This is a genomic window from Aliidiomarina maris (assembly GCF_003987335.1).
Taxonomy (GTDB): domain Bacteria; phylum Pseudomonadota; class Gammaproteobacteria; order Enterobacterales; family Alteromonadaceae; genus Aliidiomarina; species Aliidiomarina maris.
The window spans coordinates 1-23,627 of sequence record NZ_PIPK01000011.1 but is presented as its reverse complement, the minus strand read 5'-3'; the positions used below and the strand labels follow the sequence as shown (position 1 = coordinate 23,627).

The window sequence follows — 23,627 nt, the reverse complement described above, 5'->3', positions numbered from 1 at the left end:
ACATCTTCTTTTTTAATTTATTGAGTTACTATACGACTGATGCACTTAATAAACCACAAATAAATAACAAGCATAGTATGTTATTCATAGCGAATTGACGCTTCGGTGCGTCGATTGAGGCGCGCTGCAACGCTCGATACCGAAACGCTGCGCCACTGCGGATGTGCGACTTGCAAGGTACCAGTCACTGACTGGTAGTAAACTGCCCAGATCGCGCTGGCTAAGCTCTGCGCAGACAAGCTCCAAGTCTTCAGTATCTTGTTGTAATAAAGCACTTACAAGCGCCTCCAGTAGCCGCGGTGTAAGGCTGATATCTCGTAACGCGGGCGCATCTGGGATCTGCTGTACCCAAGTTTCAAGGTATTCATCGAACTCAGCGCCCAGCACATCATGGTTTAACAGTACTAAAGCTGTGGATACAGGATAGGCACGCCGATACTGCGCTGTGAAGGTGGTATGAATTAACTCGCGTAAGCGGGTGAGATCCTCGGGTGTTTGACGTAAGCGCCAAAGTTGTTCGTGTGCCACAAGGTTGCGGATGTGGCTCAAACCAGGATTGAGTTGACTACTCTTAGCTATCAGTTTAAGCGCAAATTCAGCTCGTTCAGTATCAGATAGCTGCGCGAGTTCGGGCGGTGGATTATAAAGCACCATATCAGCGGCGAGTTGATTGAAAAAGTCGATGTTCGGGAACTCCGCCATACCCTTTTTGAACAATGCATACACCTCTGAACGCACGCGTTCATAATCAGGGTCGGTATGCGCCATACGCTTTGCCACTCGAAAACTTGTGTACGCATAATTGTAAAAAATAGCGGGATTTTGACCAACTTGCTGCAAGCTGGCTTCAAAATGCTCGATGGCCTCGCGTAATATGGGCAATGCTTGAGTATTTGGTAAAAACACCGCACGGTGACTCAGCTCTAAACCTAAGTTAGCCTGAATAGTTGGTGTATTCGGCGCAATGGCATGGGCGGTGCGTGCTGACTCCACTGCCAACTGCCAATGGTGGTCTCGCTCTGCAGCAATACCTTGCTGCGCTAAATGGCGGTAGCGCCGTGCTTCCCCTAAATGAAATTGCGCACCTTGATGCTCACTGGGTATGCGTTGGCTGATTTCCTGGTAACGTTGCTGTAATGAAGCAGTGCTAAAGCCTAAATTAGCCAGCTCAGTGCTAGCGCTACGGATTGCGTTTAAATATGCTGAATAAATAGCCGTGCGTGTGCGTTCAGGTAAATCACGCTGGCGGGCATACCGAATAGCCAATTCATAATGCCGGGTTGCCCGAGTGATGGTTGTACGCACCTGCTCGCTGGGCTGAGTGCTAAGCTGGCGAATCAGCAGGCCACCCATATTAAGATGATAGTGCGGGTGCTCTGGGTCAAGGGTGGACACCACGGCGAGCAGTGTATCAACGCGCGCTAGATAATCAGAATCCGCGTAAGGAAGTGCACTGGGTTTGGTAATCTTCAACTGGTTGTATACGGAGGCCAGGGTGATGTAATTGGCTGAGGAAGAGGGCGTGAAACTGAGTAGTCGAGCCGATAATTGCTGTAGCTCATCATATAAAGCAACGATGTCACCGTCGGCGCGTCCAAGCAAAACTGCAATCATCTGGCGCTGAAGCAAGCTTAGATGGAAGTCATAGTGTAAATAAAACCAAGCAGGAAAGCTGCCAGAAACCAGAATCCGTCGAGCTTGGGCTTCATCGCCTTCTAGGTAAGCACGCATAGCGCGTAAGTAATCCGCAGGTAACTCAGTGTGATTGACCTGATTCAGGTAGTCGAGCGCTGGTTGGCGAAACTCTTGATGGGCTTGCTCTAACGCCGCTTCGCGTTGGCTGGCAGATGGTAAGTTGAGTGCCTGGGATTGCGCGATAGTAAATAAACTTTGGTGCACTGAAGCGAGTGCCATGGCAGTGGTGTCAGATCGCTCGCCCAGCGCCCAGGCTTCGAGTAACGCCGCATGCGCCTGATTGTGATAGCCCATTCTCGCCAGGATGACGCCTGCGGCCGCATAATGGCGCGCCGCCATCCACTGTGGCACATCTGCACTTTGGTCTATCCAGCGTTTTGCCGCCGCGCGCATGGCCGACAGCTCTGCGGCAGCTGCGTGGGGTGGTGAGCGATAAATGGAATCAATGCGGCCTTCTAAGCGGGTCGCTTCCGTATGCAGTTGAGCCTGCTCATATTGTCGCTGTTGCATCTCTGCGCGGTAAAAGCCAAGCCCGATGACTATCGCTACAGCGGTACTGGCTGCAAAGACGCTGGTAATGCGTAGCCAGCGATGGCGTTGCCACAGGCGTTTGGTTCGATACCCCAAGCCGTGACGCAGCGATATTGGGCGGCACTCAAGGTATGCTCGCAAGTCTGCGGCTAATTCAGCCGCGTCGGTGTAACGTTGTTCGGGGTTGGGGTGTAAGCATTGCTTAATAATGAGGCGTAAATCAGTGGGTAGTTGGGCTAATCTTTGATTATCGTGCTCACCAGTGAGTAATACGCGCATGGTTGCACCCAGTGCGTACATATCAATCGCTCGAGTGGGCTTGCAGTCCGATTCAAAGCGCTCTGGTGCCATGTAGTGCTCGGTGCCAATGCCTGAAGCTGAAGCATAGTGCTGGCTATCGGCAATCCCAAAATCAACCAATACCGCACTTAACGGTGTCACGTCAGGTTGGATAACAATATTGCTCGGCTTAATATCACAATGCAGAATATCTTTGCGATGCGCCTCAGCAATGGCATCGCAAATTTGTACCAAACAGGCAAGCAATTGACGCTGGCTAAAGTGCTCGCGCCAATGGTCCAGGGTTTGCCCTTTGATTAGCGACATCACCATATAGACCGCGTAACCCTCTTCGGCCACTTCGTAAACACGGCAAATATTTGGGTGGCTAAACTGGGCGAGTACACGCCCTTCTGCGAGCAAGCGTTGGCGCTCCAGACGCTGTGAGCGATGGATAAATTTAATCGCGACTTCACGCTTAAGCTGTTGGTCGTAAGCACGGTACACCGCCCCCGACGAACCATGTCCAATAAGTTCAATCGCTTGGTAACGTGGATTAATCGGAAAGGGAAATTGCGAGCTGATGACTGGCGTTGATGGTTCTGTGTCGCTACCTGGTATCATTGTCGCTTGATCGTCGAAAGATGTTGCCATGCTCGCCCTTGCAAATTTAAACCTCTCTACCGCGCGCAATATATTAACAAAATTACGCATTATTTACATATCCAAACGTTAATTGACGTCATTTGGCGCGTTTCTAAGCTTGTTGTAAGTGCTTACTACGGCTTTTGGCCATTTATTTGGCTATGCGTTCTGTGGCGCAACATTTGCAGTCCACCTTGTGTGAGAGGGGCGGCACTATGCATGTTCGGACCTACCAGCCTTTGACGTGCTGCCGCCTCTCTCCACTTCAATCAAGGTGCAGATACAACTGAAAACTAACCAGCTTGCGTTGCAGGCTTTAGCGATTCCCCCTAAAATACATAAACTTTCCTGTTAACTTTGCTAGCACAAGACGGATGCTAGGCAGCTAAAGGCATTGAATGGCAAATTACAGTATCGCGGGTGCCATGCGCTCTATTCCGGTCGACATTGAAATACGCATGGGTACCCATAACCATCGTATTCGGGGCCTTTGGGTTGGCCAGCGCGAAGGCGAATACCTCATCATTGACTTGCCCAAGCGATATAATTGGTTAGACATTCAAAATTGGTTTACCAATTGCACCGCCGTGGTATTGCGGGGCGTGTTGCGTGAAGGCCAAGTGTTTGCCGCGTCCACCCAGTTTATCGGCCTAGTGCCACGCCCTTTTCGCCAATTGATTTTGACAGCCCCAGACTCCATGCAAGAGCGCTCGTTACGCAAAGTACCGCGAGTGGCCGTTGATATTGACGCCAAACTTACCTTTACCCAGGAATTACCACGCCCAAAAGAGGTGCCGGAGCATTTTGATAGCTTAGCCGGACGCGTGACCGATTTGTCGTTAGACGGTATCGCATTTGAGAGCGTCGCCGATTTCGATTTTCCGCGTGAAGCATTTTTGGGGCAACTCGCCGACATGGTGTTTGTTGACCAGCAAGGAAAAACCATTGCGCGAGTTATCGGTGAAATTAAAAGCTGTCGTCAGGCAGGCGATAAATTATTCCAGTTTGGGCTTGCTATCGACACCAAAAACCGCGATTATCGCGCCTCTTTAGGGGCGCTGATCCTGAGCTCGAAGCATATTCAAGCGATGCTTCAGGACAATGACTGATCGAAATCAGATCTTGGGGTTTACACCGCCCATTTATTTGTTTAAAATTCAGCACCAATTTTATTCGAAGTGGTTATTTATTGCGCAATCGCGATGTAACCAGCAGCAAAGCATCTTGAGGTGAGATTTTAATGCCAGTAATTAAAGTGAAAGAAAACGAGCCGTTTGACGTAGCATTGCGTCGCTTTAAGCGTTCGTGTGAGAAAGCAGGTGTCTTGTCAGAAGTTCGCAGCCGCGAGTTCTACGAGAAGCCAACTTCTGAGCGCAAGCGTAAGAAAGCAGCAGCTGTAAAGCGTCACGCTAAAAAGCTAGCGCGCGAAAACGCTCGTCGCGTTCGCTTGTACTAAGGTTTTCTTTCCGGCGTCCTGTTCTGGCGCCGAAAAGGCCAGCCAGGCAGACGTACAATGGCAAAGAAACCGTGCTCAGCAGCACGGTTTTTTTTTGCCTTATAGGTTGGCAAAGTTGGAATAAGTGGCTGGACACATATGGCTGGACTAATACCCAAAGATTTCATCCAAGACTTAATTGCCCGCGCCGACGTGGTCGAGGTGGTTGATTCTCGCGTGCGGTTAAAAAAGGCGGGGCGTAATTACCAAGCCTGTTGTCCATTCCATAATGAAAAATCGCCTTCTTTTACCGTGGCACCGGACAAGCAGTTTTACCACTGTTTTGGTTGTGGTGCGCATGGCAATGCCCTTGATTTCCTCATGGAATATGATGGCTTAGACTTTCCTGATGCAGTGGAAGAACTCGCCGCTATGCTAGGCGTCGACGTGCCACGCGAACAAAGCAGCGGGCGCGGCGGTAAGCCAGTCGATAAGCAACAGCAAGCCGATGACTATGCGCTGATGGACGCTTGCGCGAAGTTTTTTGCCAGCCAGTTACGCCAACACCCAGATAAACAGCGCGTCATCGATTATTTGAAAGGGCGCGGTTTAAGCGGCCAGATCGTCAAAGATTTTGAAATCGGCTATGCCCCAGATGCCTGGGACACGGTGATGAAACAGTTTGGGCGCCACAAGGACGCTCAGAGTCAGTTGCTGGCGCTGAAAATGATCACCGAGAACGATAACGGCCGCCGCTATGACTTCTTTCGCGATCGTATTATGTTTCCCATTCGCGATCGTCGTGGGCGTGTGGTTGGTTTCGGTGGGCGAGTCTTAGACAAAGGCGAGCCAAAGTACCTGAATTCACCAGAAACGCGCATTTTCCATAAAGGCCGGGAACTCTATGGTTTCTGGCAAATGAAGCAAGCCGAGCAGAAAATTGACAGCGCGGTACTTGTTGAAGGCTACATGGATGTCGTGGCGCTGGCACAGCATGGTGTCACCAACGCCGTAGCGTCCCTTGGCACGGCGGCCACCACCGAGCACTTGCAGTTACTATTTCGCCATACACCGTTAGTCATTTGCTGCTTTGACGGCGACCGTGCGGGTCGCGATGCGGCGTGGCGCGCATTAGAGAACGCATTACCGTTATTGAAAGACGGCATCGATATGCGTTTCTTATTCCTGCCTGACGGCGAGGACCCAGATTCCTTGGTGCAGCGAGAAGGCAAGCAAGGCTTTGAAGAGCAGCTTAAGCAAGCGCGGCCATTGACCGATTACTTCTTTGAACATTTGCTCGATACACTGGATATTACCACGGACGCAGGCAAGTCACGTTTAGTGGGCACCGCCAAACCATTGATAGGCCAAGTGGCCAGTGATTTTTATCGTGACTTATTAATGAACCGTTTGGCCCAATTGTTGGGGCGCGACCCGGCACAGCTCGACCAACTGGTCCCAGCACCCGAGAAAGCCAAGGTACAGCGCCCAGCCAGCGGGCCAAAAATGACTCCAATATTGCGCGCGATGGGATTAATGGTGCAATACCCATATTTGGCCAAGACGGTCGCGGTGCACCCCGAGCTTGAGCAGCTAAAGCTTGAGGGCAGTAAAGTATTTGTGGCCTTGCATCGCCAGTGTGCCGAGCGCGATTTAAGCACCGCGCAGCTATTAGAAAGCTGGCGCGACACTCGCTACGCCGATAGTTTGCGCCGTTTGGCCAGTTGGCAGCATGGCGTTATCGAAGAAAACATTGAAAAGGAATTCGCGGAAACCTTTTTGTTTTTAATCGATGCCTATTTAGAGCAGCGTTTACAAACATTGCAAAGTCTCACTGCTAGCCAGTTGGGGCGTGAGCAAATACAAGAAATAGATCGAATTCTTAAGCTGCTGAAACGCCGTTAGATACGCGTCCCTCATGGCTTAGCAAGGATAAAAGATAAACTAAAACTGGCCGCAAAGCGTATCTTTTGGTACACTACTTGGTCATTCCATGAAATTCTCAAGTCATTTTTTGAGGTGAACGTCTGTATGCAGACTCGGCAGTCGCAATTAAAACTCCTTATTGCTAAAGGTAAAGAGCAAGGTTATTTAACCTTTGCAGAAGTTAATGACCACTTACCGCAAGATATCGTTGATTCGGATCAGATCGAAGACATCATCCGCATGATCAATGACATGGGTATTAAGGTGTTCGAAAGTGCGCCCGATGCTGATGACTTGATGATGAGTGAAGACAGTGCAGATGAAGATGCTGCAGAAGCAGCCGCCGCTGCACTGGCAACTGTTGAAAGCGAAATTGGCCGCACCACCGACCCAGTGCGCATGTACATGCGTGAAATGGGTACGGTTGAGCTGTTAACCCGTGAAGGTGAAATTGAAATAGCTAAGCGCATTGAAGAAGGTATCAACCAAGTTCAGTGCTCGGTGGCAGAATACCCAGAAGCGATCAACTTCCTACTCGAGCAGTGGGACGCCTATGAAGCGGAAGAAATTCGCCTGACTGAAATCATCTCTGGCTTTATCGACCCGAACGAAGTTGATGAAGCGCCAGTAAGCGCGACGCACATCGGCTCTGATTTGTCGAACGATCAGCTAGAAGATGAAGACGACGATTCAGATGATGACGATTCAGACGACGATGCGGCAGATACGGGTATTGACCCAGAATTTGCGCGTCAAAAGTTCGCGATGTTGCGCGACCAGTACGAAGTCACTCGCGAAATCATTGGTATGTATGGCCGTGACGACAAGCGTGCTCGGGTTGAAATCGACAAGCTAAGCGAATTATTTAAGCAATTCCGTCTGGTGCCTAAGCAGTTCGATCGCTTAGTGGCAGACATGCGCGAAATGATGAACCGTGTGCGTATTCAAGAGCGCATCATCATGAAACACGCGATTGAACATGCGCAAGTACCAAAGCGTACCTTCGTCCAAGCCTTTGCAGGCAACGAAAATTCAATGGCATGGTTTGACAAGCTCGCAGATTCTGGCAAACCATGGGCTGAAGGCTTAAAGCAGCAGCGTGACGAAGTTGAGCGCTGTGTCGGTAAGTTGGTTGCGATTGAAGAAGAAACCGGTCTTACCATCACTAAGGTCAAAGACATCAACCGTCGCATGTCGATTGGCGAAGCCAAGGCTCGCCGCGCCAAGAAAGAAATGGTTGAGGCGAACTTACGTTTGGTTATTTCAATTGCGAAAAAGTACACCAACCGTGGTTTGCAATTCCTGGATTTAATTCAGGAAGGTAACATTGGTCTGATGAAAGCGGTGGATAAGTTTGAATACCGCCGTGGCTATAAGTTCTCAACCTATGCGACGTGGTGGATCCGTCAGGCAATCACGCGTTCAATTGCTGACCAAGCGCGGACCATTCGTATTCCAGTGCATATGATTGAAACCATCAACAAGCTAAACCGTATTTCTCGCCAAATGCTGCAAGAAATGGGGCGTGAGCCGCTGCCAGAAGAATTGGCTGAGCGCATGATGATGCCGGAAGATAAGATCCGTAAGGTATTAAAAATTGCCAAAGAGCCGATTTCAATGGAAACCCCAATTGGTGACGATGAAGATTCGCATTTAGGCGACTTTATTGAAGACACCACGTTGGATTTACCAGTGGACGCAGCGACATCAGAAAGCTTGATGAATGCAGTGCGCGAAGTATTAGGTGGTTTGACTGCACGCGAAGCCAAGGTGCTGCGCATGCGTTTCGGTATCGATATGAATACTGACCACACGTTGGAAGAAGTCGGCAAACAGTTTGACGTTACGCGTGAGCGTATTCGTCAAATCGAAGCCAAAGCGCTACGCAAGCTGCGCCACCCAAGCCGCAGCGAGCAGCTAAAAAGCTTCCTCGACGAATAACACTAAGAACCCGCCATCCGGCGGGTTTTTTTATATTCTAATCACCAAGCATAAATAAATCATCCACACCGCAACCGAAATGCCGCGCTAGCTTCAACGCTATTTGCACCGATGGCGTGAACTTGCGTCGCTCTATGGTGCTAATGGTTTTACGTGACACCCCAATGGCATCAGCGAGATCTTGTTGCGATAGCCCTGCGTCGCTGCGCCATTGGGCTAGTGTATTGACGACTTCATCACTCATGCATCACCTTAAAACCATTTTAGCTCTGTCCAGACTATGTAGCTAATGCTTATCGCAAACGCACACTTCGCAATCAGGTGGGCGGCTGGCGCATAAGGGTGGCTACCGAACATACTAGCAGTGGCTCTTAACGCCAGTGCACAAGCAGACAATTGAGTTAACACTAGATTGGGTTGCATTATTCGTCCTCCTCTTTCAATTGGCGCATAATGCTGATGCCAAACACTATACCTGAACTTAAAATAAGCAGAGCAATGGAGGCTTGAGTATTTACCAAGCCTAGTAAACGTGGGTATTCGGGCTGCAGTATACTTAAGTAAAACAGCACCAAGCATAGATGAATCACAACTAAAAACGCTTGCGCGCCAGCCTTGCGATACACGCTTAATGCATACTCATCGCGAATAATGACTAGCATCGCCTGCCATCCGCCAGCATTGTGCTTTTTAAGCTGGCGCAAATAGCTCCACATAATCCAGAGACTCAAAACTATCGGCAATAATGGTACGTGTTGAAACCACCCTGGGTCTAACAGAGGTGAGGTGGGTGCATATATATGAAGTGCATTGAGCGCAATGATGTAAGCAAAGTAGAGCGAAAGTGTCAGAGCAAAAAGGCCACTGAAGCGTAAACCCGCCATCTGCGCATTTGGATTCCATACTTTATTCATGTGATTCCCCTTAAATGTAACCCTAAGGTTTCAAATGTATACGATTTATCCACATCGTGGAACCCTAGGGTTACATTTTTATGGGTGAAACACGTCAAGTATTTGATTTATACGGGGTTTTAATTTTAACCCAATTTTAACACTCGTCCGGGTGGAAAATGTAACCAAAACGCCATAACAATGGGTTAACATTCGCACGTTTTAACACGCGCTAGGTTTGTTTCCGGGTTTCGAGGTACGGCAGCCAGCTTGACGCACCTACTATTCAAACACCGGAGATCACTGATGAGAGTTCTACTCACAGTTGCCACTTTGGCGCTCAGCGCACCAGCGCTGGCATCGCAACCTATTGCTTACTGGGCACATAACGACAACGTATTAGCCGACGGTACAAACGGATATACCCCGGATTCATTCCCATTACCGGCTGACGTAGGAAACGGCAGCCTGTATTTAACGGATTTTAACGACAGCGTGCAAAACGGCGCGTATCAGTTTATTCAGAACTTTGCGGGAGCCACCCAAAATGCCTTGCCAGGCTTCCCAAGTGGCGGCGCCTTATCACCTCAGGGCGGCGCGGGTAGTAGCAACAATGGCATGTCGATTGTTATGCAGGTTTCCACCGAAGACCTGCAAGACATTAACGTCAGCTGGACCCAGCGTGGTACCGCAACCGGCTTTAATCGCCGTGAATTTGCATGGTCCGTTGACGGCAGCAACTACACTGTTGTAGACACCGACACCGGCGCGCTTGGCGCTTCATGGTCATTACGCAGTTATGACTTATCGTCAGTGACGGAAATTAACGACCAAGCCAACGTATTCTTCCGTATCACGTTAGACGGTGCCAGTAACCAAAGCGGTAATAATCGTTTTGACAACTTACTGATCAGCGCGACCAACAGCGCGGATGCCGACCGTATTACCGTGTATAACAGTGACTTTAGTAGCGACCCGTTCAACCAAGGTTGGTATGAAGTGAACGTGTCTGGCAATGAGCGTTGGGAATGGGACAGTGGCTTTAGCAACATCACATTCGCACCTTTCGTTGGCGGCCAATGCGAAGTCAACGACAACTGGTTAATTTCACCACGCTTTGATTTCTCACAGCAGCAAGACGAGCGCTTGGCACTTGATATCGCCCGCGGCTTCCCAGGCGACAACCCACTCGAAATCTACTACAGCCAAGATTACGCAGGCGAGGGCAACATTGACCCAAGCCAGTGGCAACCGTTAGGCGTTATTCTTGCGAGCGACTTTGACCGCAATAACGTGCCGCAGCGCTTTGAAGGCTTCGACCAACTTCAAAGCCTTGAAGGCTACGGCTATATTGCCGTACGCAGCAGCTATAGCCAAGGCGAGTGCGGCACATGGCGTGTCAGTGCAATTGAGCTGACGGCAAATGTCGATTTAGACTTTGGCGGTGAGTTCGTGTGTGGTGCGCCAGCGCTGCCGATTCATCGCATCCAAGGCGAAGGCTTCCAAAGCCCAATTCAAAGCGCATTGGTGCAAGTTGAAGGTATCGTGACTGGCTCATTCCAAAGCACCCAAGACGGTGGCCTCGGCGGCTTCTTTATGCAAATGCCAGACGCTATGCACGACAATAACCCGCTAACGTCTGAAGGTATTTTTGTGTACGACAATAACTTTGGCCGCAGTGTCTACCCAGGCGACGTGGTGCGCGTGGAAGGTGTGGTCGCTGAGCAATTTAGCGAAACCCAACTGACCAATGTAAGCCAGGTTGAGTTGTGCGCAAGCAATCACTTGGATCGTGTCAGCCCTGCCTATGTGCAGTTACCGATTAACGATTACGTTGAGCTGGAAGCACTTGAAGGAATGTGGGTTGAAACCGCGCAAGAGTTGGTGGTTACCGATGTATTCAACGCCGTGCGTTTTGGTGAAATCTTTGTGTCTTCGCAGCGCTTGTTCCAACCTTCACAAGTGGTCTTGCCGGGTGAGCCAGCGCGCGCGTTGCAAGCTGCCAACGACAAAGACCGCTTAATTATCGACAACGCACGTAGCGGTTCAAACCGTTTGCCGTTGTTAACCGGTGCTGATGGCGTCCGCGAATTATCGGCGAGCAACCCAATTCGGGCCGGCTTTACTGTGCCAGCAGGCTTTCGCGGCTTTATGGGCTATAGCTTCAGCGAATATCGCCTGCGTGCAGAGCAAGACCCACAATTTAATACCCAAAGCAACCCACGCCCAGCGGTGCCAAATCGTCGTGGCCAACTGCGCGTTGCGAGCTTCAACGTCGAGAACTTGTTCACCACCTTGCAAGGCAGTGGCGCGACTTGTGGCCCGAACAACTTAGGTTGTCGCGGTGCACGCACAGACAGCGAGCTGGAACGTCAACTGGCTAAACTGACCGCCGCCATTGGTAAGATGGATGCCGACGTCGTGGCATTGGTTGAAGTCGAGAACGACGCCAACGACTACACGCTAAGCGTGCTGGTTGACGCACTCAACCGTGCTTACCCGCGTGACAACTGGCAGTACATTGCCAGCGGTTGGTTGGGCACAGATGCGATTAAGAACGCGTTTATCTATCGTCCACGCCGTGCCACACCAGTAGGCGACTTAGCTGTGCTAGACGACAGTGTTGACCCTGATTTTGACACCTCGCGCCAACGTCCTGCGATAGCGCAAACCTTCGAAGTGCTGGGCGGCGGGCGTTTCACTGCAGTGAATGTCCACTTGCGCTCGAAAGCTTCGTGTCCAAGCAGCGGCCCAGACGCTGACCAAAATGACGGGCAAGCCTGTTGGAACCAATGGCGTACACGCTCAAGTGCCGCATTGGCGCGCTGGTTAGCCAGCGACCCAACCCAAGGCGGCACAGTCAACCAGCTGATTTTAGGCGACTTTAACGCCTATGGCATGGAAGACCCAATGACCACGCTGTATGACGCGGGCTACACCAACTTAGCATTCGCTGAAAACAATGGTGAGCCGGATGTGTATAGCTATACGTTCATGGGCCAAGCCGGCAGCTTAGACCACGGTTTAGCCAGCCCAAGCTTAGCCAATCAAGTACTGCGTGCGGTGTACTGGAACGTCAATAGTGATGAAATTCCGGCGTTTAACTACAGTGAAGGTAGCTTGCCTGGCGGGTTCTTAGACAAGCCAGCCAACTTCTACCAAGCCGATGAGTTCCGTTCGTCTGACCACGACCCGCTGTTGATTGACATGACAGTGCGTCGCTGCCCTCCAGGCCAAGTGAACCGTCCAGGACGCCCTGTACCACAGTGCTAATAACGCATTAAGAACGCTAAAGGGCCGCTGTTGCGGCCCTTTTTATTTGGTGCGCCAGGCATGGCGCGTAGCGCCTTGACGGCGCTGTTCCTATGCAGGTGGTGCTGACAGGATGACTGGGAGGTGAGAGTCCTCTGTGAGCCCGGTAAGGGGAATCACTAGCTGAACCGCAAGGGTGTTCACCGCGAGGTGAAATCTGAAGGAAGCGGCAAGCAAACCACTGGCCTGACGAACAGAAACCGCATACGAGGCGTCTATAGTGGGTGAGGTAGCCAATATTGCTAAAGCCCAGTACTTACACGGAAACTATGAACGTAGATGCGGCAGGCATAAGTGGGACAAATTCGTCTGGAACGAATTTGAGCGTAAGCCTGAAAGGAGAGGCACATGGATGTGCCGAACAACGTCACGCGCATTACCCTGGGAGGTCTGTTGCTTTGCTTAAAGCTACTGATGCTGTGAGGTATCAGGATGGAGCAGCAGAAGTCAGCCGAGGCCGTAGTAGGCTGGTTACCGCCAGCTGAAGGGCTGAACATAGGTTACGAATCGGAGCCTGTTGATTCGATGATGTTACATACCACAGCAAGAGGAAAACCTCACCCGACCCAAACCGCAAGGCCAGAAGCCTGCGCGGGATGCTTGGGTTGTGCAGTGCATCACGGCATCAACCAGAACAACTCCGAGCGGGGCTGACATGGATTTAATGTCAGCGATAACCGAACGGTCGAATATGCTGCAAGCCTACCAGCGAGTGTGCCGGAACAAGGGTGCTCCGGGGGTAGACGGTGTGACCACGGACGAGCTGAAAGGCTATCTGCAACAACACTGGCAGCACATCAAACAACAACTGCTGGAGGGTCGCTATCAACCGCAACCGGTGCGCAAGGTAGAGATACCCAAGCCCGGTGGCGGCATGCGGATGCTGGGCATCCCATGCGTGATAGACCGGCTTATCCAGCAGGCAATGCATCAGGTATTGAGTGAACAGTTTGAGCCGATGTTCTCGCCGCACAGCTATGGCTTCAGGCCGGGTAAGAGCGCCGCGCAAGCGGTGCATCAAGCCCGGGATTATATGGAGTCTGGAAAACGCTGGGTGGTCGACATTGATATGGCGAAGTTCTTTGACCGGGTGAACCACGACATTCTCATGTCGCGAATCGCCCGGGTTATCAAAGACAAAACCGTACTCAAACTGATACGCCGATACTTACAGGCAGGCATCATGGAAAATGGCGTTACGACAGCACGAACAGAGGGCACGCCGCAAGGCGGACCGCTTTCGCCGCTGCTGTCGAATATCCTGCTGCATGAACTGGACATGGAGCTGACGAAACGAGGCCATAGCTTCTGTCGCTACGCGGATGACTGCAATATCTATGTGAGCAGTGAGCGCGCCGCGCACAGAGTGCTCGCTTCAACAACGAAGTTCCTTGAACAGCGCCTGAAGCTTCAGGTCAATCGTGGAAAGAGTGCTGCCGACAGGCCTTGGAAGCGCAGCTTCCTTGGCTACACGGAGTGTAGCCGGAACTATAACATCCGGCTCAAAGTTGCCGACAAAAGCGTAAAGCGCTTTAAAAGCAATCTCAAAGCACTGCTTCGCATGGCCAAGGGCTGGAACATCCGCAAAACGGTGAACGAACTCGCGCCTAAACTGCGTGGCTGGATAAACTACTTCCATCACGCGGATGCCAAAGGTATCTTCAATGAATTGGATGGCTGGCTTCGCCGCCATTTAAGGAAGATCCTGTGGCGACAATGGAAACGGGGTTTAACCCGAGCACGGATGTTGATGCGGCTCGGTATTGCCGAGAAACGTGCAGTACTAAGCACCACCAATGGGCGTGGTCCATGGTGGAATGCAGGTGCGTCGCACATGAATCATGCGGTACCGAAGAAGTTGTTTGATAGACTCGGTTTAATATCGCTGATGGACAGTTATCATCAGCTCAAATGTAACGTATGAACCGCCGTGGTACGGAACCGTATGCCCGGTGGTGTGAGAGGACGGAGGCCGTGAGGCCTCCTCCTACTCGATGGTGTTGCGCTGTGTGAGTTGGTTTAAGGGGCAGGGCGATACGCGTTGCTCGATTAATCACCAATTGAACCATGGTGAGCGCCGAAAAGTTGCCAATTTGTGGGCAGTTACTTTATACTCCCACGGCTTGAACAAAGCACCCACCTAAGAAGCTTCAACACAGCTTCGCAGCAATGGCCCCTTAGCTCAGTGGTTAGAGCACCCGACTCATAATCGGTTGGTCCCCAGTTCAAATCTGGGAGGGGCCACCAATCTTTTCAATGACTTGCGTCATTTTCTTGGTTCCTTAAAAACCGCGATTAAACCTTGAGGTCAAGTATGGGGTCTAGTTAGGTTTTTGCGCTTCGAGTAACTTACCTCATGGGGTGAGTTTAGCGTAGATGACCTTGTGGCTCTATAGTCGTTTTCTACATCGGTCAGCGTCCTCATCATTGCTTAGTCGCTGAAATGCTTCAAGCCACTGCTCGTTGATGGTCCCATCGCTGCATATTTATACTTGCCCAGTTAAATTAACTTCTGTAAGGTCAATAGCATAAACAGCGACGCCACGGATATCAGGCAAAGCGTACAAGCTAAACGAGCATGCTCAGTTTGTTTTCCTAGGGAAAGAGCCTCCTCTTTGAAATACCTTTGCCAGATCAAATACATGACTTATTTTTGCTCATTAGCCATGAGCGATAATCCGAGCGTGCGCACTATTCAAATGTTATGTTTCGGCAATCCTTTTCTTGCGAAATCCTAGACTGTAACGTACATTTATAAGTACATTGAGTTGTACATAGGTGATGCCAATGACAAGAGTACGTGTAGACGAAGATATTCGACCTCTATCTGAATTTCGGGCCGGAGTTGCAAAATTTGTGAAGCAAATCCATGAGACGCGGCGTCCGATGGTACTAACACAGCGTGGCCGCGGGGTTGCAGTACTGGTTGATGTTCAAGAATACGAAAAGATGCAAGAGCGCTTGGAAGTGCTCGAAGAGGTTTACCGCGCTGAAGAGCAAATCGCTAATGGTGCCGGAATTTCGCATGAAGATGCGAAATCACGCATTTTGAGTAAGCTAGCTCAATGAAGGTAGTTTGGTCTCCGCTTGCGCTAGAGCGCGTAGAAAGTATCGCTCAATACATTGCCGAAGATAAGCCGAGTGCGGCGTTACACTGGGTTGATGGTTTATTTTCTTGCGTCGATCGCTTAGCTGAATTTCCGGAGAGTGGACGAGTCGTCCCTGAGGTGCGTTTGCAGCGTATTCGAGAAGTGGTGTTTGGCTCTTACCGAGTTATCTATAGCATAACAAATCAGGTGGATATTCTAACGGTTCGTCGCAGCAGTCAGTTATTGAAAGCCTCTGAGTTCGGTGTGGATGAAACATAACAAGTCAATGAACTACGCGCCGTTGGCGCCGGACGTGCTAAAGCACGCCGGTTATTTCGGGCGTTATGTGAACTATTTATCGTATACAGGTTAAGTAATGGCAGAAGAGTTTGAACTAGAAATGAGTCCCTTGTCGCAGCCAATCACAGTGGATGGTAAGGCTATCCAGGTTGATATCTACCGTGGCGATAAGGGTGGCTGGATACTGGAAGTTATCGATGAATCGAATAGCTCGCTGGTCTGGGATGACGAATTTGAGACTGATGTGGCTGCGCTAGATGAAGTGAAACGAACCATTGAAGCTGATGGCATCGACAGCTTAATAGGTTGAGGCGGGTTTATTTGAATCGTTCACATAACCAGTCGCATCAGCACGCGCCTGCGGCGCTGGACACTCACTGCGTTCGTGCCGCTGTGCTCGGGCGTTAAGCGTCTAAGGATAACTATGCTTCTAGCAATTCACAATGGGGAACGCAAAAGAGCAGAACAGGCTACTAGCGGAGCAATTGGGGCTTGCCCTTGGACGCAGCAACCAGTCAAAGCTCATGTTGGACTTCTTAGGCAATATTGGGCTTATATCGGAGGTGCTCCTACCTTTCCTAACGGATATGAGCCTGAGTCTGAGTGGCACTTAACCTGGAAAACACCAGTCCAAGATCAATATTGTGAAGTTATATTTGGTAATAATAATGAGCATAGGGCTGACATATTAGGTTCAAACGAAACTGTAATTGAAATACAAAGAAGCATTATTGATATTAGGGATTCACGTGAACGAGTAGAATTTTATCAGCGTGAAACAGGAAAACGAGTGATTTGGGTTGTAGATATTCAAGAATTTTGGAGGAAAAGGTTTATCTTAGATGGTAAACCAGACCGTGAGGGGAGATACAAGGTCAGTTGGAAACCTAAAAGAACTTGGCTTTGGGACTTGGCAGGTAATACTAGAACTAATTTATTTTTAGAGTTTAACCAATCTAACGACAAATTGTTGCATGTTTGGATTTATGATAAAAAGATGGTGGCTCAATTCATTACAAAAGCTGAGTTTTTTGAGCGATATATGCAGGGAGTAGCCAAGCCTGAATTTTTTGATAGTGAATATGCAGTCACTGTTTTACAAGGCAAGGCTTAACATAGCATTGCACCGGACAAGCCGGTGAATGCGGCGTTAGAACTTCAAGGAGGTAAATGTGCTTTACCCACTTTTTGATAAAGACTGTGACTTAGTTGCTTGGATTGCTCCAAATGATCATATCTTCGATACAGATATGAACTGGGTTGCGTATATCCGTAATGGTCATGCATGGTCTAGTGGTAGCGGCAATTGGCTCGGTCCAGTTAATGGATTGTTGTGCCTAAATCAGGCTGGGCAGCCGGTAGCATGGAATCCGAAGGAATCGGTAGCCGGGACTTCGCGCCCTTCAAGACCTTCACGTGCATCAAGAGCGTCTCGTCCTTCACGTCCTTCAAGACCATCTAGGCCGTCGAGACCTTCTCGCCCATCAACTCCTTCCGGAGGTTGGGCAAATGAGTCCTTCTTCGCTTGGCTTGGGCAGTAATGGTTCTAACAAGGTGCATCAGTTCGCAGCCTACGGGTACCGGACTCGCTTACGCTCGCCGCTGGGCACGGCGTTATAACACTTAGCATCAGGGATCTTAATATGAATACAAGTGAATTGTTGGCTCATATAAAATCAGAGGTAGCTCATGCAGCTCTCTCGAAAAATAAAGATGCAGTTAACATGTATCTTGTAATCAAGTACGCCGATCAGCTTAAACACATTGATCCCGTTGAATTTGCTAGCGCCATTGGGCGTAATGATAGTTACGCAACTGAGTTCAGGAAGGGCCTGAAAGTGGCCCAAATTATCGCAGAGAGGGGTTCTTAGATCGCTGTATGGAATGTGTGATAACAAGTTGCTTAAACATCGTTGCGGCCACAAAAAGCGTGGCCTCCACTGGACTCGCTAACGCTCGCCGTTTAGCAAAGCGTTAGCTTAATTCCAGCGAATGAGTAATCTGCAAATGGATGAAGATAGATTTCATATCGAAGTTTCTAAAGCGCTTTCTAGCTGTCAGTTGGTCGAGGAAGTTTTGAAGCTATATATATCAGAGTCTTATGAACTCGCACGGAAATGCATTGACGGCAAGCTTGTCTTCAAACTTAGCGGTGAGGATGTAGAAGACGCTTCTCTTGAAAGACTGATAACGACATTTAGAAAGCTTACAGATAACGAGAAATTAGTTGCGAAACTGAATAAATTCAAAAGCGAGAGGAATTACTTAAGCCATAAGGCAATCGCGCACTGTTTAGACCCTATGGGCAACCTTGATTGGGGGTATGCAGGCGAGTTAAAAAAGCGTCTAGATAGAATCCAACAGGATTCGCATGACCTGAGACTGGAAATTCACGAAGAAGCAAAAACATTTAGAGCTCATCTCTATTTCTGAAACATGCCAAAATAAAGTGAAAATCAGTTTAGCCGCCCAGGTCCGTTTCAGGATGAGTGGTTTAGCCATTTGCCTATACTAGGGTGTTAGCTTTCATTAAGGAGCAGGTATGGTCGAAATATTCTTCTCTTACGCACACGAAGATGAGCAGCTCATGGATGAAGTTAGACGGCAGATGATCGTCTATGAGCGGGAAGGGCATTTGCTAAAGTGGCACGATCGTATGATTCCACCAGGGGAACAGTGGAAAGAGACAATCGATGACCGTTTGAGAAATGCGAAAATCATTCTACTTTTTCTGAGCCCGCACTTTATTGCGTCAAAATATTGCTATGAAATTGAGGGCCAGGAAGCTTTGAAAAGGAATACGAGTGGCGAAGCATTTGTAATACCAGTTATTCTTCGTCCTTGTGCTTGGCAAGCTTCACCTTATGGCGAATTACAGGCGTTGCCCACAGATGGTAAGCCCATTTCAACATGGGATAATATTGATATTGCTAGCCTCGAAGTGGCTGAGTCCGTCTTTGAAAAAGTTAATCAAATTGGAAGCTAACAAGGTGGTCGACGGCACGCCAACTACGCTGCGCTTCGTTGCCGATCGTCACCACGGCGTTACATTTCACGGCAGGTTTAGGCAGAGTTGTCAAAGGAAGTAGGTAAAAGATGTTAGTCGTTCATATAAAGGAAAAGCCAAGTGATTGAATTCATATCTCAGCAAAATAAAAAGAACTTAATCCTATTTGTTCATGGATTTTGCGGAGGAGAGGCGACCTGGAGGAATGGCGACGCACGCTCTTTCCCTGAATTATTCTCCGATGATTTGAAAATATCAGAAAATTATGACATAGCCCACTTTTCATACTTCACTAAGTTACTAAACCTTTTTGCTAAAGCGAGTAAATTTTCTAAGCTTGTTAAGCGTATGTTCGTAACTTCACATGGAAAACTGGCTAACAATATAAGCATTGAGGAAATCGGAAACTTACTTAGAACTGAAATCCGATTCAAACTACAAGCATATGATAATATTATCGTTGTTGCTCATAGCATGGGCGGATTGGTAACCAAAAGTGCTATTACAAAAGATATTGAAGAAAAGACACCATCAAAGATCAAGCTCTTTATCTCATTGGCTGTACCCCACCAAGGAGCAGAGGCAGCAACTTTTGGAAAATTGATAAGTGAAAACCTTCAGATAGAAGGACTTTCACCACTCAATGATTTTATTCACAAGATAAATGATGAATGGCTAAAGACTAGCTTGAGGCCAGCCACAAAATATTTCTACGGTGTGCATGACTCTGTTGTCAAAAAAACAAGCGCCGTTCCGATAGATAAAGAAAGGTCGGATGGGATATCAGTGGATGAAGATCACACCAGCATTACGAAACCCGAGAACCCCGAAAGCACGATCGTCATGGCCGTCAAACAAATAATATTAGATTTTGAAAAGAACGATCCTGGGATATCGACACTCGAACTAAAAAAGCTTGAAGATGAAACAGAATTTGAAGATGAACTTTTTGTCTTAAAATTAATCTCTGCTGATATACACAACACCACAATAAGAGAGGCCAAGGAAGCCTTTCTAAATGCAGAGTATATAAGGAAAATATTTAGTAGCGCTTCGGATCAAAAGCGACTAGCTGAATTATATGCAAAAATACGCAAGGTTTATCAGAATAGCTACACAAAATATATTCATGACGGCATCCCAAATTCTGGACTATTGTTAGCGGATGTACATGAAACAATCATTAAAGAAGATAACAATTTTTTAGAAACGTTTATTCTTTTTATAAACGCCATCCACAAACAAGGAATGCTCCACCAACTCGCGAATTCAAAAGATGAAAATATTTGGTGGATAAAAGACGGCGCAGCAGACTCACTTACAGATCTCTTGGCGGAGGAGGGTAAAGGTGAATAAACTTCCATTTATCCAGCCAGAACGGGAGCTGCACTATAACTTAGGTATACTTCTCTTGATACTCGGGAGCCTTGCCCAAACCTCCAGAAACAAGAAAGTACTAACAATTGACAAAATTCAATCGTTCTACTTCCTAGTCACTAAGCCATCCTTCTTGAACAAAGTGCTAATGTTGGCTAACAAGCGCCAAATCGCCATCGATGATGTCGACTATTACACCGTGGACACACTTTCTGTAAATCTCGACGAACTCTTTGATCGAGAACGCCTATTGATCATGATAAAAATACTTTCATCTAAAAAATATTTGTCATCTGAATACTCTAGTTCAGAAGGGTTTTTATTTGAGCTGACGGATGCCGGAAAGTATATCGTAAGCAAACTAGAGAGTGGGTACTTCCGAAAGATAAAACTGTTTATTAAACAACTTTCATCGCTTCAATCGCAGAGCCCTAGTAAGCTCAATGGGTATATAAACACAGTATTAAAACAGGGGATGTAATGGATCTCTCTCAAGGTTTACTTTTAAAAAATTTAATACTAATCGGGCATCGAAAAGATTATCGAGTTAAATTTAACCCAGGAATTAATATAATTTACGGTGATGCGGACACAGGAAAGTCAAGCATACTCAGGCTTGTTTACTATCTTCTTGGTGGAAAGCAAATCAAGATAGACGAAGAGATTTCTTCATCAGTAAAGTATGCAGTACTTGAGATAACCGCAAATGGAAAACCCTACTGCATCAGTAGGGATATTTTCAATCCCGACAGAGATATTGACGTATATTCTTGTAAGTACTCTGAAATATCAAACTCATTTCCCGAAAAGTACAAATCTAGTATTGCCAAAGGAGACGATAACAATAAAAGTCTTTCCGAATTTATTCTTGAGGCTCTAGAACTTCCTGTTGTTCGATTAAAGCAGGCCCCAACAAAAGATTCATCACAAACAGCCAGGCTTAGTTTCCTAGACTTGTTTAAGTTTATTTACTTGGATCAAGACGATGTTGGCAGCGCTCACATGCTAAACATTGGGAATCATGTACTTGAAACAAAAAATAGGGAAGTCTTTAAGTACATATTTAATGTTCTTGATTCCGGAATATCCGAGATAGAAGTAGATATAGCAAGAAAAACACAAGAGAAGGCACAGATTGCAAACCAGTACTCCGCTGTAAGTCACTTTTTGTCTCAAACTGGATTTAAATGCGCTGAAGATTTAGATGAAGAAATAAGCAACATAGACAATATAAAAATTGAAGTGAAAGATCAACTTTCAGATTTAAACAAACGAATGACGAGCGACAATGAACTATATGAAGGTCTCAAAGATGCACTAAACACAATCAATTTGAATATTGAGCAGCAAGAAGAAGCAAAGAGTAACGCTATACGAAACATTGAACGATTTAGCCGGCTCCTAAACGATTACCAAAATGACATTGATAGAATTGAATCCAGCCTATCAGCAAAAGAGTTTATAGGTGGAGATTTTCAGGAAAAAACAAATTGCCCTGTTTGCGAAACTATTATCGATGTTGGTGAAATTTCCGAAAAATTTGATATCCCGAGCGACACTCGTTTAAAAAATGAGCTGACATCGATCAAGAGGAGGTCAAAAGATCTTAAACAGTTGATATCTGATAACAGATCAGATTTGGAATCCACCAGCTCCCTCCTTACAGACTTATATCTGGAGAAAAGGAAAGCCAGAGAAATAATGGATGAAGATCTTTCAAACTCTATTTCCCCGTATTTAGCCGAGCGAGACGCAATAGTCAAAGAATTAGCACAGCTTGACGAACGTCGAGAAAAAGCAGTTCACTCTCTGCGAGTAAGGAACAAGCAAACCGCACTCGCTGACCAAATAGGTCGCCTAGAAGGGACGATCGAGAAACTAAAGATTAAATTGGATGAGCTTAAGGAGGACGCCCCGTCACTTGATAATATTTTGAAGTGTCTAGGAACAGATATCAATAAATTTATTCAGCAGGTAAAGATTAAAAACCACCACGGAGTAGGAATAGACGAAAAGACGTTTTTTCCAAAAGTCAGAAATATTGAATACAGGAGAATTAATTCAGGTGGACTTAGAACAATTGTCTCTATCGGATACTTGGCGTCAATTTTGCTACAGAAGTTACGTAAAGAGACAAATATTCCAGGATTATTGATGATCGACACAGTAGGAAAGTTTCTGGGGAAAACTCCTGAAGATTCTGAAGACAGTCAAATTGACAGCGAAAATGATGTCGACGGTGTGGCAGATCCAGAGAAATATAGAAATTTATTCAATGCATTGGTAGCAGTTGCTGAAGAGTTCGATAGCAAAGGCAAGCTCTGTCAGATTATATTGGTTGATAATGACATGCCTCGTGATGTTGTGTACGAAAACAAAGGTTTTGAAATAGCCCACTATAGATCTAACGGTATCAATGGGCTTCCGATAGGTCTCATCGATGACTGGGATTCGGTCCCTAAGAAATGAGAAATGTAATACCTATGAGCCTTCATCCTGTTGATAGACATTAATTTTCTATTGGCCGCCGAGGGGCGGCTAATACCTAATCTTTGAGCCAGTGAGCCTGCTTCGTCTGTCATCGTTGGCTGTTGGTGGCTTGCAGCACACATCTATTGAGGCTCTCTTAGTGTGGTTTAACCACTGCCAAACCGGGTTGCTCCGTGCAGGTTGATCTGGGGCACTAGACAGTCATCGGTTAACCGGTATCTGTCCTTATCAAAATGCGGGTTACAGCCAGTCCCAGTTAGTTTCAGGTTCAGCATCGGTGTATGCGCACTCGTTCAGAGTATTGATGCATGCCAGCAGGATGGATAATCAAAGCGACGGGCTTCGTAGTGGGTGTAGAAATTCGGTTTGAGGGTTGCATACCCAGTCAGCAGACACCGGTTTTCAGCATACTCCGTCATGATCCAGTTAGACGTTGATCATCATCCTGCTGCGTGACTAACTCGTTAAGAAGCGTTTTTCATCAAATATTTTCTCGTTCTTTAACATGAAATAGACGGCACGGCCTAGTTTGTGAGCTAGGGCAGACAAAGCTTTAGCTTTGCTCATGCGCTTTTGAAAGGTAAGCGTTCATTTGAAGGCGTTATTGACGGCGCGCAGGCTTGCCGTATTAGATTTCGCGGATGGAGCGCACTAAACCGGGAGGCAGCTTCCACTGTCGACCGTCTTCTGTGGCGATGACCACCGTT

The 23,627-nt window shown here is 47.8% G+C and carries 20 protein-coding genes, 1 tRNA gene and 1 pseudogene; 18 read left to right on the top strand and 4 right to left on the bottom strand.

All coding sequences use genetic code 11. From position 1 onward, the window contains the following. Positions 1–84: 84 nt before the first annotated feature. Entirely contained in the window at positions 85–3,159 is a 3,075-nt protein-coding gene (locus CWE07_RS11055) for a serine/threonine-protein kinase (RefSeq protein WP_157983267.1), read from the bottom strand. Between the two features lie 389 nt (positions 3,160–3,548). Between CWE07_RS11055 and CWE07_RS11050 the strand changes: the two genes are divergently transcribed. From CWE07_RS11050 to rpoD, 4 genes are all read left to right on the top strand, one after another. After that, positions 3,549–4,259, top strand: coding sequence for a PilZ domain-containing protein (locus CWE07_RS11050; RefSeq protein ID WP_111570044.1), 711 nt, complete (start codon positions 3,549–3,551; stop codon positions 4,257–4,259). Between the two features lie 131 nt (positions 4,260–4,390). Further along, positions 4,391–4,606 carry a 30S ribosomal protein S21 gene (gene rpsU / locus CWE07_RS11045; protein WP_111570043.1) on the top strand — a complete coding sequence of 72 codons (216 nt, stop codon included), beginning with the start codon at positions 4,391–4,393 and terminating at the stop codon, positions 4,604–4,606. A 138-nt stretch (positions 4,607–4,744) separates the two neighbouring features. Continuing rightward, on the top strand, positions 4,745–6,490 hold the full coding sequence (dnaG, locus tag CWE07_RS11040; RefSeq protein ID WP_111570042.1) for a DNA primase: 1,746 nt from the start codon (positions 4,745–4,747) through the stop codon (positions 6,488–6,490). 126 nt (positions 6,491–6,616) lie between these two features. Beyond that, positions 6,617–8,452, top strand: a complete 1,836-nt coding sequence (gene rpoD, locus CWE07_RS11035; RefSeq protein WP_111570041.1) for an RNA polymerase sigma factor RpoD — start codon at positions 6,617–6,619, stop codon at positions 8,450–8,452. Positions 8,453–8,489: 37 nt separating this feature from the next. On the opposite strand, the gene CWE07_RS11030 is transcribed toward rpoD, so the two are convergent. Both CWE07_RS11030 and CWE07_RS11025 read right to left on the bottom strand, forming a co-directional pair. Next, positions 8,490–8,696 (bottom strand): helix-turn-helix transcriptional regulator, encoded by a 207-nt coding sequence (locus CWE07_RS11030; RefSeq protein WP_111570040.1) that lies wholly within the window; start codon positions 8,694–8,696, stop codon positions 8,490–8,492. Positions 8,697–8,874: 178 nt separating this feature from the next. Then, positions 8,875–9,366 carry a hypothetical protein gene (locus CWE07_RS11025; RefSeq protein ID WP_111570039.1) on the bottom strand — a complete coding sequence of 164 codons (492 nt, stop codon included), beginning with the start codon at positions 9,364–9,366 and terminating at the stop codon, positions 8,875–8,877. Positions 9,367–9,651: 285 nt separating this feature from the next. Between CWE07_RS11025 and CWE07_RS11020 the strand changes: the two genes are divergently transcribed. The 14 genes from CWE07_RS11020 (at position 9,652) to CWE07_RS10960 (ending at position 22,899) form a co-directional block, all read left to right on the top strand. Further along, complete coding sequence (locus CWE07_RS11020; protein ID WP_111570038.1) at positions 9,652–12,618, top strand: ExeM/NucH family extracellular endonuclease; 2,967 nt, start codon at positions 9,652–9,654, stop codon at positions 12,616–12,618. Between the two features lie 694 nt (positions 12,619–13,312). Then, positions 13,313–14,581 carry a group II intron reverse transcriptase/maturase gene (ltrA, locus tag CWE07_RS11015; RefSeq protein WP_111570578.1) on the top strand — a complete coding sequence of 423 codons (1,269 nt, stop codon included), beginning with the start codon at positions 13,313–13,315 and terminating at the stop codon, positions 14,579–14,581. 247 nt (positions 14,582–14,828) lie between these two features. Further along, positions 14,829–14,904 (top strand) — tRNA-Ile (locus CWE07_RS11010). Positions 14,905–15,444: 540 nt separating this feature from the next. After that, positions 15,445–15,726 (top strand): type II toxin-antitoxin system Phd/YefM family antitoxin, encoded by a 282-nt coding sequence (locus tag CWE07_RS11005; RefSeq protein WP_092592439.1) that lies wholly within the window; start codon positions 15,445–15,447, stop codon positions 15,724–15,726. Beyond that, a complete protein-coding gene (locus CWE07_RS11000; protein ID WP_111570569.1) occupies positions 15,723–16,025 on the top strand; it encodes a type II toxin-antitoxin system RelE/ParE family toxin in 303 nt (100 codons plus the stop codon). The genes CWE07_RS11005 and CWE07_RS11000 overlap by 4 nt, the downstream gene beginning before the upstream one ends. Before the next feature lie 97 nt (positions 16,026–16,122). Continuing rightward, complete coding sequence (locus CWE07_RS10995; RefSeq protein WP_111570570.1) at positions 16,123–16,356, top strand: hypothetical protein; 234 nt, start codon at positions 16,123–16,125, stop codon at positions 16,354–16,356. Positions 16,357–16,470: 114 nt separating this feature from the next. Continuing rightward, entirely contained in the window at positions 16,471–17,160 is a 690-nt protein-coding gene (locus CWE07_RS10990; RefSeq protein ID WP_111570571.1) for a competence protein CoiA family protein, read from the top strand. Positions 17,161–17,218: 58 nt separating this feature from the next. Beyond that, positions 17,219–17,587 (top strand): 4-fold beta flower protein, encoded by a 369-nt coding sequence (locus CWE07_RS14720; protein ID WP_420836548.1) that lies wholly within the window; start codon positions 17,219–17,221, stop codon positions 17,585–17,587. A 102-nt stretch (positions 17,588–17,689) separates the two neighbouring features. Then, on the top strand, positions 17,690–17,917 hold the full coding sequence (locus CWE07_RS10985) for an HTH-like domain-containing protein (protein ID WP_111570572.1): 228 nt from the start codon (positions 17,690–17,692) through the stop codon (positions 17,915–17,917). A 136-nt stretch (positions 17,918–18,053) separates the two neighbouring features. Continuing rightward, positions 18,054–18,479 carry a hypothetical protein gene (locus CWE07_RS10980; protein WP_126819003.1) on the top strand — a complete coding sequence of 142 codons (426 nt, stop codon included), beginning with the start codon at positions 18,054–18,056 and terminating at the stop codon, positions 18,477–18,479. 109 nt (positions 18,480–18,588) lie between these two features. Next, positions 18,589–19,032, top strand: a complete 444-nt coding sequence (locus CWE07_RS10975; RefSeq protein ID WP_111570574.1) for a toll/interleukin-1 receptor domain-containing protein — start codon at positions 18,589–18,591, stop codon at positions 19,030–19,032. 141 nt (positions 19,033–19,173) lie between these two features. Beyond that, positions 19,174–20,409, top strand: a complete 1,236-nt coding sequence (locus CWE07_RS10970) for an ABC-three component system protein (RefSeq protein WP_111570575.1) — start codon at positions 19,174–19,176, stop codon at positions 20,407–20,409. After that, on the top strand, positions 20,402–20,911 hold the full coding sequence (locus CWE07_RS10965; protein ID WP_111570576.1) for an ABC-three component system middle component 4: 510 nt from the start codon (positions 20,402–20,404) through the stop codon (positions 20,909–20,911). Before CWE07_RS10970 ends, CWE07_RS10965 begins: the two co-directional genes overlap by 8 nt. Continuing rightward, positions 20,911–22,899, top strand: a complete 1,989-nt coding sequence (locus tag CWE07_RS10960; protein ID WP_111570577.1) for an ATP-binding protein — start codon at positions 20,911–20,913, stop codon at positions 22,897–22,899. The genes CWE07_RS10965 and CWE07_RS10960 overlap by 1 nt, the downstream gene beginning before the upstream one ends. A 477-nt stretch (positions 22,900–23,376) precedes the next feature. On the opposite strand, the pseudogene CWE07_RS10955 reads toward CWE07_RS10960, so the two are convergent. Next, a pseudogene (locus tag CWE07_RS10955) lies at positions 23,377–23,496 on the bottom strand (IS110 family transposase); the annotation flags it as partial. Positions 23,497–23,627 lie beyond the last annotated feature (131 nt).